The following is a 14,453-nucleotide window of genomic DNA, read 5'->3' as shown; positions in this document are numbered from 1 at the left end:
ACTGTGATGAAATTAGCCACATTAAAAAATGCTCGCCGTGATGGTCAATTAGTCGTTGTGAGTCGAGACTTAAGTCGCTGTGTTGCTGTTCCTGAGATTGCCTTTACCATGCAGCAATTGTTGGATAACTGGGCGGACTTATCGCCTAAAGCTGAGGCCGTCTATGACGCGTTAAATCGTGACACGGTGGACGGCGAACAAGCCTTTGATCAAGCGCAATGCGAATCGCCCTTGCCTCGGGCTTACCAATGGGCTGACGGCAGCGCTTATGTGAACCATGTTGAATTGGTTCGTAAGGCGCGTCATTCTGAAATGCCGCCCAGTTTTTGGACGGACCCCTTGATGTATCAAGGTGGCTCGGACGACTTTATCGGCCCTCGTGATGCTATCGTCGCGTCCAGCACTGACTACGGGATTGATTTTGAAGGCGAGATCGCAGTCATTACTGACGATGTGCCTATGGCGATTACGCCAGAAGACGCCTTAAACAAAATACGTTTGGTGATGCTGGTGAACGATGTGTCACTGCGCGGCTTGATCCCTAACGAATTGGCGAAAGGCTTTGGTTTCTTCCAGTCTAAACCTTCGTCTAGCTTCAGCCCGGTCGCTGTCACTCCAGAAGAACTGGGTGACCATTGGCAAGAGGGTAAGTTGCATTTGCCATTGCTGTCGACCTACAACGGTAAGTTGTTTGGTAAACCCAACGCGGGTGTGGACATGACTTTTAACTTTGGCCAGTTGATTGCTCACGCGGCAAAAACCCGTCGTTTAGGCGCAGGGGCCGTGATTGGTTCTGGCACCGTGTCTAACAAACAAGGAACCGAGCACGGTTCTACTGTAGAAGAGGGTGGCGTAGGTTACAGCTGTATCGCTGAAATCCGCATGATAGAAACCATTCGTGACGGAAAACCGGTTACTCAGTTTATGCAGTTTGGTGACACCATTCGCATGGAAGTGTTGGATGAGCAAGGGCAAAGCCTGTTTGGTGCCATTGATCAGCAAGTCATTGAGTACAAGTCGTAATGAAGTTATACGGCTATTGGCGATCGTCTGCGGCCTATCGAGTCAGAATCGCCTTGCAGTGGAAGCAGCTGAGTGTCGAACACATTCCAGTGCATCTTGTTCAGCATGGCGGTGAGCAGCACAGTGCGGCTTATCGTCAATTGAATCCAAGTGAGCTGGTTCCGACCTTGGTTGACGATGACGTTAGCGTTAATCAATCCTTGGCAATCGTGGAATATTTGGACGAAAAGCACCCAGATATGCCGCTTTTGCCCAGTGAATTGGAAAGCAGAGCCATCGTTCGGGCTTTGGCGTTAGATATAGCAGCGGATCTGCATCCTTTGAATAATCTAAGAGTATTGCAATATTTGACTGGACCTTTGGCGATCAGTGAAGAGCAAAAGCTCGCTTGGATTCATCATTGGTTGCATGTGGGCTTCCAGTCACTGGAACAAAAACTGGCCCAAACGTCTGGGCGGTATTGTTACCAAGACCAAGTGACTCTAGCCGATGTGTGTTTAGTGCCTCAAGTTTACAACGCACTGCGCTTTCAGTTAGACATGTCAGACTATCCGCTGATTCAGCGTATTTACTTGCAATGTCAACAACTGGATGCTTTTCAGAAAGCCGCGCCTGAACAACAAGCCGACGCCAACCTCTAGGTTTGGCTATCCAAGTGGGTGTTGGCGTAAGTGTCAATCAAGACGTCCAACATGGCCGCTGCGGCGATAGACAAGTTGGATCTGGGTTGGCATATCACCCCCACACGGCGACTAATTTCCGGCTCTATCACGGGGCGGCAAACCGCTCCTTGTTCTTCGGTTTGCTGACGACATAATGCGGGTACGACAGCAACCCCCATGCCTTCGCTCACCATGCGGCCAACCGTGGCTAATTGGTGAGCATCAAACGCCACATTAAGTTCAATACCCGCATTACTTAAAGTGCTTTCTATCATGGTGCGCACACTAGAAGGTCGTTGCAGGGTAATAAAATCGTATTCCAAAAGTGCCTTCCAGGAAATCGTTTGCTGTGTTTCTAGCGGGTGATTTTTCGGCAAAATAGCAATAAACCTGTCTTCGTAGAGGGGATAAAACGACAGTTCTAGCAAATTCGTTGGCTCAAAAGAAATGCCCAATTCCACCTGATTATTACGCACCATTTCCACCACGACATCCGATAACACATCGTGAATAGCCACCTGAATATTTGGGTAGGACACATGATAGTTACGAATCGCTTTTGGCAATAAAGACGCGGCAAAAGAGGGCATGGAAGCAATGGCGATTTTGCCCAATTGCAACGCAAAGCGTTGCTTCATTTCATCTTCGGCGTTTTCCCACTGGGCCAGTAATCGCCGAGCGATGGGCACCAAAGCTTCCCCCTCGGGGGTTAATGCAATGTGCCGCGTGGTGCGCGTGAGCAATTTCCCGCCTAAATTATCTTCCAGACTCTTGATCGATAAGCTCAACGCAGGTTGTGAAAGATGCAACTGGGTCGCCGCGCTGGCAAAACTCATTGTCTGGGCAACGGCCAAAAAGGCACGAACCTGTTTAATATTCATGAACACCCATTCATTAGTATAAGTTATTAATAAATAGAAAGAACAAATTTAATTAAATTATCGCTATAGGTCAAACTGGTTGTCATTAATCCATTATTTAAAAATAACAAGATAGGAGAACAAGAATGGCTGGTTTTGACAAAGTCGTCGCTTCTTTTGAAGACGCCATGGTTGGATTAGAAGATGGGATGACGGTGCTAGCAGGTGGTTTTGGCCTGTGTGGCATACCAGAAAACCTCATAGCCGAAATCAAACGCAGAGGCACCAAAGGGCTCACGGTTGTGTCGAATAACTGCGGCGTAGATGGGTTTGGTTTGGGCATTCTGTTGGAAGACAAGCAAATCAACAAAATGGTGTCGTCTTATGTGGGCGAGAACGCCTTGTTCGAAAAACAATTATTGAACGGCGAGCTGGAAGTTGAACTCACGCCTCAAGGTACACTGGCGGAGAAGATGCGCGCTGGTGGCGCGGGTATTCCGGCTTTTTATACGGCCACTGGCGTCGGCACACCGGTCGCAGAAGGCAAAGAAACTAAAGTGTTCAATGGCCGTGAATACTTGTTGGAGGAAGCCATTGTTGGTGATTTTGCCATCGTGAAAGGCTGGAAAGCCGACCGTTACGGAAACGTCATTTACCGTCATACCGCGCAAAACTTTAATCCTCTCGCCGCAACCGCCGGCAAAATCACCGTGGTAGAAGTAGAAGAAATTGTCGAAGTGGGCGAGCTCGATCCTGCTCATATCCATACACCGGGCATTTATGTGGATCGAGTTGTGTTGGGTACTTTTGAAAAACTCATCGAGAAAAGAACCGTTAAAGCCGCTTACTAAAATAAAAGAGCAAAACAACAGAGCAAGACAACAGATTAAAAAAAGAGGTTTCTTATGTCACTGACAAGAGAACAAATGGCGCAGCGTGTCGCCCAAGAATTACAAGATGGTTTTTACGTGAACCTGGGTATCGGTATTCCGACCTTGGTTGCCAATTACGTGCCTAAGAACATGGACGTTATGCTGCAATCGGAAAATGGCTTGCTTGGTATGGGCGAGTTCCCCACGGAAGACACCATTGATGCGGACATGATCAATGCGGGCAAACAAACCGTGACCACAGTTAAAGGCGCATCGATTTTTTCCTCCGCAGAATCTTTTGCCATGATCCGTGGTGGTCACGTGGATTTAACGGTGTTGGGTGCGTTTGAAGTCGACGTGAACGGCAATATTGCCTCGTGGATGATTCCTAACAAGCTGATCAAAGGCATGGGCGGCGCGATGGATTTGGTCGCGGGTGCTGAGAATATCATCGTTACCATGACGCATGCCTCGAAAGATGGCGAATCCAAACTCTTGTCTAATTGCTCTTTGCCACTTACGGGCAAAGGTTGTATCAAAAAGGTTTTAACAGATTTGGCTTGGTTGGAAATCGAAGACGGTGCTTTTGTCCTGAAAGAAAGAGCACCGGGTGTTTCGGTAGAAGATATTATTGCCAAAACGCAAGGCAAGCTTATCGTGCCGGATCATGTGCCGGAAATGGTCTTTGCCCAGTGACAAAAGACTCTGTTTAAAAACATCGAAAAACCCAGCATTCAAAAAAAACACGATTTAAAAAAACAACAAATATAGGAACCCAGTTATGAAAGCCGTTATTGTTGCTGCTGCTAGAACCCCCATAGGTGCGTTTAATGGCGCTTTATCTACATTGAGTGCGGTGCAATTAGGCACGCAGCTTTTGTCTGGCATATTAGCCAAACAACCTATTTTGAAAGACCACATTGAAGAAGTGATTTTAGGTCAAGTGTTGGCAGCGGGTTGTGGTCAAAACCCAGCTCGTCAAACCGCGATTCACGCTGGACTACCAAACCATGTATCCGCCATGACGATTAACAAGGTCTGTGGTTCGGGGTTAAAAGCGGTGCAACTGGCCGCCCAAGCTGTGCTGAATGGCGACGCTAAGATGGTCGTGGCGGGTGGACAAGAAAGCATGAGCCAAGCGGCGCATGTCTTACCCAACAGTCGCTCAGGCAAAAAAATGGGCAACTGGGAGCTATTAGACTCCATGGTAACAGACGGCCTATGGGATGCCTTTAACGATTATCACATGGGCCAAACGGCGGAAAATATCGCCCAGCGTTGGGATATCAGCCGTGCAGAGCAAGACGCCTTTGCGGCAAACTCTCAGCAAAAAGCGGCGCAAGCTCAGGCTGCGGGTCGTTTTGTTGAAGAGATTCTTCCTATTTCAATACCTCAGCGCAAAGGCGAGCCGCTTATGGTTAATGCCGATGAGCAAATTCGTCCTGATACCAGTACAGAATCCCTAGCCAAACTCCGCCCCGCTTTTGCCAAAGAAGGCACAGTCACGGCGGGCAATGCCTCCACGTTAAACGATGGTGCCGCCATGGTCGTTGTTACCTCCGACGAGGAAGCGACGCGTCTAGGGCTGCCTATCTTAGCGGTCATTGAAGCGGCCAGCGGAGCAGGTGTTGATCCCGAGATCATGGGAACAGGGCCAATTGCAGCGACGCAAAAAGTATTAAGTAAAGCCAATTGGCAGGTGACGGGCTTGGACTTGATCGAAGCCAATGAAGCGTTTGCGGTGCAGGCTATGTGCGTCAATAAAGAGCTCGGCTTAGATATCAGCAAGGTCAACGTCAACGGTGGTGCCGTTGCATTGGGTCATCCCATCGGCGCTTCTGGCTGTCGAATTCTGGTGACTCTAGTGCATGAAATGCAGCGCCAAGACCTGAAAAAAGGCCTAGCGACCTTGTGTATTGGTGGCGGTATGGGCGTGGCCATGCTGGTGTCGCGTTAGAACGAAGCTACTTCCTGTTGGAAACCAGTGGGCATTGCCAGCCTTAGCGATTGCTGGGCTGGGTGCAAAAGACGTGATGGGTTATTGCTTGATGGCCTTGATCGGTTCTGGCGTGATTATCTCACTTGGCCTGTTGATTTTTTAAGGAAATATTAATTCAAGGGTTTTATATGAGACAAACAAAAAGCCACTATTCGGGAAAACGGAATAGTGGCTTTTTGTTCGTTGAAGGAATCAGATAACGGTCGCTAAATAGTTTTTCCACTCTGGTGTTTTGCCATAGTACTTGCTGTGCTCTAGCCAGATGAACTTACTATTTTTTTCTATGATAAACGTTGGGTAACCCCTGACTTGCCATTTGTCCATTAATCGATGGCTTTCCTGTACTTGGTCGATCATATTGGCTTCAGAGGCCGCTATTTTTTCGTTCCATGTGGCTTCGTCTAACCCCATTGAGACAGCAAGCTCTGCTAACGTATCCCATTCATCCAAATGTTTGCCATCTTGATAATGGGCGACTTGAAGAGCGGCTAGCATCTTATGTGCTTCGATGCCCATTTCTTGGCCAACGAAAAAAGCGCGTGTTGTCGAGTAAGAATCCACCACATAATCACCTGCACCTGACACTCTTGCCTTATAAGCTTCACCAAAGTGCATGTTCGTCATGGCGGCAATTTGGCTATCTGCTTGCAAAATATGCTGCCTAAAAGACGCGTCAATGGCACGCTTTGGAATCATTCCACCCGGGTGGTAAATAATCTCGAATTCAGGCGTATTGGCTAGCACCTCTACCAGAGGAGACGCGCCGTAGCACCAACCGCACATGGGGTCGAAAAAGTAGTGTACCCTTACCATGTCATTTCACCTTATTAAGTCATGTATTGCTGTTTGCTGAAAAGTAATCTCAGTTCTTTATATAGCGTCAATAGTAGAGAATTGACGTGCTTGGAAAAATACACAAAAATGAGCATGATTGTTTCTTATATCGTGCAAGTGGGTGAGTAGAATTATGGACAGAGTGATAGCAGCAAAAGTCTTTATCGACGTTGCGCAGTCGCGGAGTTTTTCCCGCACGGCAGACCGCTTGAATATGTCGCGTCCAATGGTCACGCGCTATATAGAAGCCATGGAAGACTGGTTGAAGATTCGTTTGTTGCACCGCACGACACGAAAAATATCCCTCACCAGCGCGGGCGAAGCCTGTTTAAAAGACGTCGAGCTTTGGTTGGAGCAAGCCGACAAGATCACCTCACTCGCCAATAGCAATGAAGAATTGTCTGGCTTAGTGCGAATCACCACCAGCATGTCGTTTGGTTTTTCTCAACTGATGCCTGCCATTCAAAATTTCATGCAGAAACATCCCAAAGTCCACATTGATATCGATCTAGAAGATAGCACAGCAGATTTAACCGAAAAAAGCATCGACCTCGCCATACGCATTGCCTCGAACCCAGATCCTTCTTTAATTGGTAAACCCATTGCCGTGTGTGAATCTGTGCTGGTGGCGTCTCCGGCTTACCTTGAAACCTCTCGCCAAACCATAGGTGACATTCAGCATCCACAAGACTTAATACACCACGATTGCTTGGGTTACAAAAACTTAGAACGTCACATCTGGCATCTATCCCAGCATGATCAATTTGAATCCGTTTCTTTGGATTGTCGTTTAAGCATCAACGAAGCCACGGCACTGTTACACGCCACACTTAACGGCATGGGGATTTGTTTGCAACCGACTTATTTAGCCAATCGCTACATTAACGACGGTAGCTTGTGCCATGTCTTGCCTGAGTGGAAACCCAAAGACCTGATTATCTACGCACTGTACTCGTCTCGAAAACACCTTTCGCCCAATGTACGCGCCTTGATTGATCATCTAGAAAGCTACTTTGCCAAGCATCCTTGGTGAGAACAAAAGTAACGATGCGAAATAGAGTTTCCGTTCAGTCTATTTCCTAAAATACTCCGCCAGTGCTTGCCATTGCTCTTCTGACTGAGCGGCGAGCATTTCGCCGTCTAGCATGGTTGGGCGGTATTCTTGGCCGTCGAGTGTTCGGCAGATGCCGCCCGCTTCGGTGTAAATCAGTACGCCAGCGGCGTGGTCCCACGGTAGCATTTTGTAAGTGAGGCTGAAGTGAAAGTGACCTTGGGCGATTTGGCGATACGCTGGGCAAGAGGGCAAGTTATTGATGCGCACAAAGCGAGAAGCTTTTAGGGCGAAGTCTTGTTTTTTCTGACCAGTATAAGAGTTGACAGACATAATGCCGAAAAGTTTGTCGAGGTTAAGCTCTGCGTCTGAGTGTATTTTTAAGGGCAAAGGCGCTTGTGCGGGCGTTTGATGCTTGCCTTTTTCACTCATAGCGGTACGTTGGAAAAACGCCCCTTCGCCTCGATTGGCATAAATCCAATCGTCGTTGACTGGGTCGTATAGTAAGCCGAAACGTGTGACGCCTTTTACCACCACGGCGAGTATCAGGCCGAACTCAGGCGAGCCATGGGCGTAGTTCCATGTGCCGTCGATAGGGTCGATGATGACACAGGTGTCAGCGGTGGCTATTTTATCTGTGGTAGAAGGGTCTTCCGCTACGGCTTCTTCACCGACGATGTCCCAATCAGGAAACGCCTGCTGGATTTCGTCTGTAATAAAGGCTTCACTGGCTTTGTCGGCCATGGTGACAAGGTCGGTGAGGCAGCTTTTGGTTTCGACATCGGCCGCGTTCAATTGACGAAAATTAGGCATGACGATCTCTTGGCCTGCTTGACGGACGATATTGATCAGTCTTTCTTGCGTTGCTTTATCGAGGTTCACCTTTCGTCACTCCTGTTTGCATTCTCCAAGGTTATTGCATTATACGTGATAGGAGTGACGAATGGTTTATCGAATCTTGATTATCCTGTGGTGTTTTTGTTAACTCGTTTCTTAAGGGTAAGAATAACAGGCTTATGCTAATTGCCTTGCACCGCTGCTGTCACTTTGGTGGTGCAGTAGGTTATCGACGGTGGTTTCGGCAATGTGGTTAAGGGCTTCGTCGGTGAAGTAGCCTTGGTGGCCCGTAACAACGACGTTCGGAAAGGTGAGCATGAGCTGGAAGACGCTGTCTTGGATGATGTGGGAAGACATGTCTTCAAAGAAGATTTTGTTTTCTTGCTCATAAACATCTAGGCCGAGGTAGCCAATTTTGCCCGTGTACAGGGCGTCGATGGCTTCTTGCGCGTGGACTAATGCGCCGCGGCTGGTGTTGATGATCATCACGCCGTCTTTCATTTTATTAAGGCTGTCTTTGCCGATTAAATGATGGGTAGAGGGGTTTAGTGGGCAGTGCAAGCTGATGATGTCGCTTCTTTGGTAAAGCTCATCTAACGCAATGTATTGGCAGCCCTGGTCGATAAGGTCTTGAGATGGGTATAGGTCATAACAGAGAACCTCACAACCAAAGCCTTTCATGATGCGACAAAACGCTGAACCGATGCGGCCTGTGCCAATACAACCAACTGTTTTTCCTTCTAAATTAAAACCCATTAGTCCTTCAAGGGCAAAGTTGCCTTCTTTAACTCGGTGATAAGCTCTGTGGGTTTTGCGGTTTAACGTCATGATGAGCGCGACGGCATGTTCTGCTACGGAGGTTGGGCTGTAATCTGGTACGTGAAACACCTTGATGCCTTCGGCTTTGGCGGCTTCTAGGTCGACGTTATTAAAGCCTGCGCAGCGTAAGGCGATGGTTTGGACGCCTTGTTGTTTTAAGCATGTAATGACCTCGGCGTTAACGTCGTCGTTGACAAAGCAAGACACGGCGTCAAAGCCTTGTACTAAGCTGATAGTTTCCATGCTTAAACGGCTTTCAAAATAGGTCATGGACAATAGCGTGTTGTCTGTGTGGGCTGCAAGTGTCCTTTTATCGTAGGGTTTGCAGGAAAAAACAGCGACTTTCATATCGATTACGTCCTATAAATGGCTTTAAATAATAGGGTATTTATAGCCTAAAAACCCATTAAACGCTTTGGTTTGGTTGACAAACCTTGATATAAGACAAGATGTAATACATAGAAAGCAGTCTATCTTAGTGCTGTCCGGTCATTGAGACAGCACGTCTAAGGTATTTAATAACCATTCTAGCTCTTCATCATTTTTTAAGCGGCTTGCCATGATTTTTTCATGTTCCATAACACGTTCGTTGAGAGTTTGGAAAAAAGCCTTTCCTTGTTGGGTCATAAAGAGAGCGTAAGAACGGCGATCATTGATCGCTGGGCGGCGTTCTAAAATGTCCATTTTTTCCAATTTATCGACCGCTGCAACCATAGCGGATCTGTCATTTCCAAGCGCTTGTGCCACAGCAGTTTGAGTCAATCCAGGGTTACGTTCAACTATCGCGATGATAGCGAACAAGCCTGGGCTAATGCCCAAGTCTGAACAGACTTCAGAGAACTTGCTGAAGAAGTTCATTTGAGCACGGCGTAAGCGATAGCCAAGAAGGTGGTTTAACACACCAAAGTCTACAGTTTGGTCTGTTTTATTTGAATCATCAGCCATTAGAGTCTCTTTTTTTATTGGGTAGAGAAACATTGTAATATAAAAATACTTATTGGTGTAATGCTAAACAATTTAAATAAATGTCTAAAAAGAAATACAAAAAATAATCTATAAACAACAAAGCAGGCTAATGCCCGCTTTGTTGTTAGTGTGTCAGTAATGTGTACCGTTTTATGATCTTATGTTTGAATGATTAGCCAATCAGATGTACCAGTCCTAATGTGATACTCGGGAAGAGAATCAATAGAGCGACTCGCACTACGTCAGAAATCAAGAATGGAATAACGCCTTTAAAACACTCTTTTAATTTGAGTGTATCGTCAAACGATTTAATGATAAATACGTTCATGCCAACGGGTGGGGTAATGAGCCCGACTTCAACAACAATGAGCGCGAGGATACCAAACCAAATGCCTAAGTCCGCTTGTGGGATACCAAAATCCATCACCATGATGATAGGGAAATAGATAGGAATGGTCAGTAGTATCATCGCCAAGCTGTCTAAAAAACATCCCATGACTAAATAGGTTAATAGCATCAACACCAAAATGGTATAAGGCGATAAACCCGAGTTCTGAATCAGCTCAACGCCTAAATCGGGTAATCTTGATAGGGCGATAAACACACTAAAGAGATCAGCACCTAATACGATGAAAAAGATCATGGCCGAAGACACGGCCGTGCGTAATAAGCATGTCAGCAAGCCATTTGCTCGCATTTTTCCATGTGTAAAAGCAAGTATTGCCGTTAAGACGACGCCCACCGAAGCGGCCTCAGTTGGGGTGAAAATCCCCATGTAGATGCCACCCAATACGATCAAGAAAATGGTCGTAATGTGCCACACATCTTTGGTGGATTTAATTTTTTGAGACCAAGTGGTTTTTTCTCCGCGAGGCCCAGAATTTGGGTAAATTCGCACATAAACTGCGATGGCTAAAATATACCCTGCGGCGGCAAGGAACCCAGGTATAAAAGCGGCTATGAACATTTTAGAGATATTCTGTTCGGTTAAGACCGCAAAAATGATCAGTACCATTGAGGGTGGAATCAAGATGCCCAAGGTACCACCTGCAGCCAAAGCCCCAGCCGCTAAGCTGCCTGAGTATTTAAGGCGCTTCATTTCTGGTAAAGCCACTTTGCCCATGGTGGAGGCGGTTGCCAATGAAGAGCCACAAATGGCACCAAACGCCGCGCAACCAGCCACGGCCGCCATGGCGATACCGCCACGCTGTCGTCCAATCCATGTATTGCAAGTTCGGAACAGCTCTGCTGTGATGCCTGAGCGAGTCGCTAGCTCTCCCATCAGCAAGAACAAGGGGACAACAGATAAGTCGTAGGTAGAAAATTTAGATGCCGGTGCTGTGCCTAGGTATTCTAACAATGCAGGCAAGCCCCCAATTAATGAATAGCCTATGGCGCCACACACTAGCATTGCCAAAGCAATGGGGATTCGAATACTCATCAAGACAAGTAATACGGCCATCATTAAAAAGGCCAATTCGATATTACTCATGGTTGCCTCCGCGGAAAGTTGAGAAAATATTGTATAGACCACAGAGTCCGCAAAGAACCATAGAAATCACACCCACAACAAACGTCCACCAAGTTGGTAATCCAAGTAACATGGACTGTTCCATGTATTCTTTTGCTTCAAAGCCACTCATGCTCATGCGATAGGCAAAGAGAAAAGCAATGATGGTGAAAACGACATCACCAATAAAATCTAAAGTACGCAAGGTGTTTGGTGTGCAGTGGGAGGTGAATAAATCCACAATCACATGACCTTTTCGTAAATAGCACTCAGGAAGAAAAAGAAAAATGGCCATGGCTAATCCCATTTCAGTAATTTCATAATCCCCTTCAACGGATTGGCCCATGGTGGTCCGGCCAATGATGCTCGCGACGGTAACCGCCGCGACCACGAGCATAATAAAGCCACCTGTTAGTGCAAATAAGTTTGATATGCGAGCTAAATAAGATTGCTGTATATCGCCAGAAAGTACTGTCATGCTAAATCATCCAACATCGGAGCTTAAAAGTTTTCGTATTTTTCAATCAATGCTTTTGCTTGGTCTAAAAGGCGCTGGGCGTCATAGCCGTCTTTATTCATTTCTTCTAGCCAAGCAGCGGTGACAGGGGCGAGTGTTTCTTTCCAGCGATCAAACTCTGCGCCTTCAATGGTGTTAAAGGTATTGCCACGCTTCATGGCATCGCCACGCGCGCCCACTTCATAAGCATCAAACGCGTCGCCAATAAAGCCCGCTAAGTTAACGCCGGAGTTAGCGTCAATCACCGCTCTTAGATCAGCTGGCAGGTCTTGATACGCTTTTTTGTTCATCGAGAAAATGAAGAATTGTGTGTAGAGACCACGGTCACCTTGGAACTCAGTATGGTAGGTGGCAAGCTCTTCAATTTTTAAGGGTTTAACCACTTCAAAAGGCAGAGTGGCTACATCAATTACCCCTTTAGATAGGGCGCTTGGCATTGAGGGGACTGGCATAAATACAGTGTTGGACTCCAATATACCAAAGGCATCCGCCATTATTTTATTGGGAGTGCGTACTTTTAGATCTTTCACATCTTCAAGGGTTTTAATGGCTTTGTTACGGGAATGGAGCGACCCAGGGAAATGCGTGTGCATGGCAAGTAAATGAACGTCGGCCAGTTCATCCTGCATTTCTTTTTCGGCGAACTCTTGCAACGCCATACTGGTGATACGCGCACTGAGGGGTATAAAGGGTAATTCAAAAACGGTGGCTTTAGGGAAGCGTCCTGGCGTGTAGCCGCCCACGGTCCATGTGATATCAACAATGCCTTTACGAGTCTGATCGAATAACTGCGGTGGTTTGCCGCCTAATTGCATGGCAGGGTAAATATCCACCTGAATACGGCCATCAGAATCCGCTTTGATTTTATTTGCCCAAGGCTGTAAAAAGTTGGTGTGCGCATTAGACACAGGTGGCAGCATGTGATGAAGTTTGAATGTGTACTCTGGCTCGGCAGCAATGGCGTTGATGGAAAGAAGGGATCCAGCAAGCAAAGCTAGGCTTTTAAGTTTGATGTTTTTCATGTTTCTCACCTTATTTTTTGTTGTTATACAGTGTTTTGGTATTCGTAAATGAGATGCTTAGGTCATCCTAACTGTGCGTGACGCAATGCAAGGTTAGGACTCCTCCCAAATTTATTACTAAAAACTGCCTCCTTTTTGACATAGATTGTTGTGCTTTTCAACAATCTGGTTTATAGATTTTTCACCCAAGGTATTCAAAAAAAACAATCACGAAACTAAAAGCCGTCGGAAGACGGTTTAAAAATCGTTATATTTCTGAATTAGTGAGCGTGTTTTATCCAGTAGGCGTTGCGCGTCGTAGCCATCCTTGTTCATGTCTTTTACCCACTGTTCGGTTATTGGGGCGGTGGCGTCTTTCCAGCGCTGATGTTCAGAGCCTTGGATCAGGTCAAAGCGGTTGCCTTGGTCAACGGCGTACTTGCGAGCAAATACCTCATAGTTATCAAATAGATCGCCAATATGGCCAGCCATTGTGATGCCGGAGTTTTCGTCAATCACTTTCTGTAGGTCGGCAGGCATGCTGTTGTAGACGTCTTTGTTCATAGAAAAAAGAAACGTATTGGTGTACAAACCTTCGCCTTCAAATTCAGTATGGTATTTCACCAGTTCATAGATTTTGGTTGGTAGTACAACCTCAAAGGGCAATACCGCAACGTCAATCACGCCTTTTGACAGGGCGCTAGGCATTTCGGTGACGGGTAAAAATACCGTGTTGGTATCCATGGCTTTAAACGCATCCGACATGACTTTGTTAGGCGCTCTGACTTTTAGCCCCTTGATGTCTTCCAATGTTTGGATGGCTTTTTCTCTTGAGTGAAAAGAGCCTGGTGCATGAGTGTGCGCCGCGATGAGATGGACATCTTTCAATTCATCCTGCATTTCAGTTTCAGCGTATTCTTGCAGTGCCATACTGGTGGCTTTGGCAGAACCTGGGATAAACGGCAGTTCAAAGGAGGTCATTTTGGGAAAGCGCCCCGGTGTGTAGCCTGCCACTGTCCAGGAAATATCAACAATGCCTTTTCTAACTTGATCGAATAACTGCGGTGCTTTACCGCCAAGCTGCATGGCTGGGTAAACCTCTATTTTGATGCGACCATTTGAGTCGTTGGCGATCTTGTTCGCCCAAGGCTCAAGAAACTGTGTATGAGCCATCGACATGGGGGGAAGAAAGTGGTGCAGCTTGAGGTTGTACTCAGGCTCTGCAGCAAAGGTATTCATCGATAGCATTGAACCCGTCACAAAAGCCACGCCAGCCAGATATCTTATAGTCATTTTGTTCACCTAAATTTTATTGTTATTGAAAATGCATTTTGTTTTTGTCATAAATTGTTGTTATTTTCAACAATTCTCTTCATAGATTTTTCACCCATAGTATTCAAAAAAAGCAACGCAAATAAAAAATGTTTGTAAAAAAAATAGTTGTGCTGTACAACAGAATTATTCCAAAAAAACAAATGAAAGCCCAACTAACCAAATAAACA

General features: G+C 46.4%; 15 protein-coding genes and 1 pseudogene. 7 read left to right on the top strand and 9 right to left on the bottom strand.

Annotated features, from left to right (window positions below):
• Positions 1-6: 6 nt before the first annotated feature.
• Together EBI00_RS03960 and maiA are read left to right on the top strand one after the other, a co-directional pair.
• Positions 7-1,023: a fumarylacetoacetate hydrolase family protein gene (locus tag EBI00_RS03960; protein ID WP_123094626.1), complete on the top strand. Its 1,017-nt coding sequence runs from the start codon at positions 7-9 to the stop codon at positions 1,021-1,023.
• Positions 1,023-1,664 carry a maleylacetoacetate isomerase gene (maiA, locus tag EBI00_RS03955; RefSeq protein WP_123094625.1) on the top strand — a complete coding sequence of 214 codons (642 nt, stop codon included), beginning with the start codon at positions 1,023-1,025 and terminating at the stop codon, positions 1,662-1,664. The genes EBI00_RS03960 and maiA overlap by 1 nt, the downstream gene beginning before the upstream one ends.
• Here the strand turns inward: maiA and EBI00_RS03950 are convergent.
• Entirely contained in the window at positions 1,661-2,566 is a 906-nt protein-coding gene (locus EBI00_RS03950; protein ID WP_123094624.1) for a LysR family transcriptional regulator, read from the bottom strand. The two genes, maiA and EBI00_RS03950, sit on opposite strands and share 4 nt — an antisense overlap.
• A gap of 125 nt (positions 2,567-2,691) precedes the next feature.
• On the opposite strand from EBI00_RS03950, the gene EBI00_RS03945 reads away from it, so the two are divergent.
• The 4 genes and pseudogenes from EBI00_RS03945 to EBI00_RS03930 form a co-directional block, all read left to right on the top strand.
• Positions 2,692-3,396, top strand: coding sequence for a CoA transferase subunit A (locus EBI00_RS03945; RefSeq protein ID WP_123094623.1), 705 nt, complete (start codon positions 2,692-2,694; stop codon positions 3,394-3,396).
• A 54-nt stretch (positions 3,397-3,450) separates the two neighbouring features.
• A complete protein-coding gene (locus tag EBI00_RS03940; protein ID WP_123094622.1) occupies positions 3,451-4,113 on the top strand; it encodes a CoA transferase subunit B in 663 nt (220 codons plus the stop codon).
• 85 nt (positions 4,114-4,198) lie between these two features.
• A complete protein-coding gene (locus EBI00_RS03935; protein WP_123094621.1) occupies positions 4,199-5,374 on the top strand; it encodes an acetyl-CoA C-acetyltransferase in 1,176 nt (391 codons plus the stop codon).
• 28 nt (positions 5,375-5,402) lie between these two features.
• Positions 5,403-5,519: pseudogene (locus tag EBI00_RS03930) on the top strand (TIGR00366 family protein); the annotation flags it as partial.
• Between the two features lie 89 nt (positions 5,520-5,608).
• On the opposite strand, the gene EBI00_RS03925 reads toward EBI00_RS03930, so the two are convergent.
• Complete coding sequence (locus EBI00_RS03925) at positions 5,609-6,229, bottom strand: DsbA family protein (protein WP_123094620.1); 621 nt, start codon at positions 6,227-6,229, stop codon at positions 5,609-5,611.
• 154 nt (positions 6,230-6,383) lie between these two features.
• On the opposite strand from EBI00_RS03925, the gene EBI00_RS03920 reads away from it, so the two are divergent.
• Positions 6,384-7,283, top strand: coding sequence for a LysR family transcriptional regulator (locus EBI00_RS03920; protein ID WP_123094619.1), 900 nt, complete (start codon positions 6,384-6,386; stop codon positions 7,281-7,283).
• A 39-nt stretch (positions 7,284-7,322) separates the two neighbouring features.
• Here EBI00_RS03920 and EBI00_RS03915 read toward each other — a convergent pair whose 3' ends face one another.
• The 7 genes from EBI00_RS03915 to EBI00_RS03885 all read right to left on the bottom strand — a co-directional run bounded on the left by EBI00_RS03915 (position 7,323) and on the right by EBI00_RS03885 (position 14,244).
• Complete coding sequence (locus EBI00_RS03915) at positions 7,323-8,183, bottom strand: inositol monophosphatase family protein (protein ID WP_123094618.1); 861 nt, start codon at positions 8,181-8,183, stop codon at positions 7,323-7,325.
• Between the two features lie 132 nt (positions 8,184-8,315).
• Entirely contained in the window at positions 8,316-9,305 is a 990-nt protein-coding gene (locus EBI00_RS03910) for a 2-hydroxyacid dehydrogenase (RefSeq protein ID WP_123094617.1), read from the bottom strand.
• A gap of 141 nt (positions 9,306-9,446) precedes the next feature.
• Positions 9,447-9,902: a MarR family winged helix-turn-helix transcriptional regulator gene (locus EBI00_RS03905; RefSeq protein WP_241556941.1), complete on the bottom strand. Its 456-nt coding sequence runs from the start codon at positions 9,900-9,902 to the stop codon at positions 9,447-9,449.
• Positions 9,903-10,095: 193 nt separating this feature from the next.
• Positions 10,096-11,415 carry a TRAP transporter large permease gene (locus tag EBI00_RS03900; RefSeq protein ID WP_123094615.1) on the bottom strand — a complete coding sequence of 440 codons (1,320 nt, stop codon included), beginning with the start codon at positions 11,413-11,415 and terminating at the stop codon, positions 10,096-10,098.
• Positions 11,408-11,911 (bottom strand): TRAP transporter small permease, encoded by a 504-nt coding sequence (locus EBI00_RS03895; protein ID WP_123094614.1) that lies wholly within the window; start codon positions 11,909-11,911, stop codon positions 11,408-11,410. Before EBI00_RS03895 ends, EBI00_RS03900 begins: the two co-directional genes overlap by 8 nt.
• 23 nt (positions 11,912-11,934) lie before the next feature.
• Positions 11,935-12,972, bottom strand: coding sequence for a TRAP transporter substrate-binding protein (locus EBI00_RS03890; protein WP_123094613.1), 1,038 nt, complete (start codon positions 12,970-12,972; stop codon positions 11,935-11,937).
• Positions 12,973-13,209: 237 nt separating this feature from the next.
• Positions 13,210-14,244, bottom strand: a complete 1,035-nt coding sequence (locus EBI00_RS03885) for a TRAP transporter substrate-binding protein (protein ID WP_123094612.1) — start codon at positions 14,242-14,244, stop codon at positions 13,210-13,212.
• Between the last annotated feature and the right edge of the window lie 209 nt (positions 14,245-14,453).

This window comes from Marinomonas hwangdonensis (assembly GCF_003721245.1).
GTDB classification, from domain to species: Bacteria; Pseudomonadota; Gammaproteobacteria; order Pseudomonadales; family Marinomonadaceae; genus Marinomonas; species Marinomonas hwangdonensis.
The sequence above is the reverse complement of the archived record's forward strand: the minus strand, read 5'-3'. Positions and strand labels throughout refer to the sequence as shown.

Coding starts and splice junctions, on each gene's coding strand:
- EBI00_RS03900 (WP_123094615.1), bottom strand. CDS start 11,415: ATGAGTAATATCGAATTGGCCTTTTTAATGATGGCCGTATTACTTGTC.
- EBI00_RS03895 (WP_123094614.1), bottom strand. CDS start 11,911: ATGACAGTACTTTCTGGCGATATACAGCAATCTTATTTAGCTCGCATA.
- EBI00_RS03925 (WP_123094620.1), bottom strand. CDS start 6,229: ATGGTAAGGGTACACTACTTTTTCGACCCCATGTGCGGTTGGTGCTAC.
- EBI00_RS03940 (WP_123094622.1), top strand. CDS start 3,451: ATGTCACTGACAAGAGAACAAATGGCGCAGCGTGTCGCCCAAGAATTA.
- EBI00_RS03960 (WP_123094626.1), top strand. CDS start 7: ATGAAATTAGCCACATTAAAAAATGCTCGCCGTGATGGTCAATTAGTC.
- EBI00_RS03905 (WP_241556941.1), bottom strand. CDS start 9,902: ATGGCTGATGATTCAAATAAAACAGACCAAACTGTAGACTTTGGTGTG.
- EBI00_RS03945 (WP_123094623.1), top strand. CDS start 2,692: ATGGCTGGTTTTGACAAAGTCGTCGCTTCTTTTGAAGACGCCATGGTT.
- EBI00_RS03910 (WP_123094617.1), bottom strand. CDS start 9,305: ATGAAAGTCGCTGTTTTTTCCTGCAAACCCTACGATAAAAGGACACTT.
- EBI00_RS03885 (WP_123094612.1), bottom strand. CDS start 14,244: ATGACTATAAGATATCTGGCTGGCGTGGCTTTTGTGACGGGTTCAATG.
- maiA (WP_123094625.1), top strand. CDS start 1,023: ATGAAGTTATACGGCTATTGGCGATCGTCTGCGGCCTATCGAGTCAGA.
- EBI00_RS03920 (WP_123094619.1), top strand. CDS start 6,384: ATGGACAGAGTGATAGCAGCAAAAGTCTTTATCGACGTTGCGCAGTCG.
- EBI00_RS03950 (WP_123094624.1), bottom strand. CDS start 2,566: ATGAATATTAAACAGGTTCGTGCCTTTTTGGCCGTTGCCCAGACAATG.
- EBI00_RS03935 (WP_123094621.1), top strand. CDS start 4,199: ATGAAAGCCGTTATTGTTGCTGCTGCTAGAACCCCCATAGGTGCGTTT.
- EBI00_RS03890 (WP_123094613.1), bottom strand. CDS start 12,972: ATGAAAAACATCAAACTTAAAAGCCTAGCTTTGCTTGCTGGATCCCTT.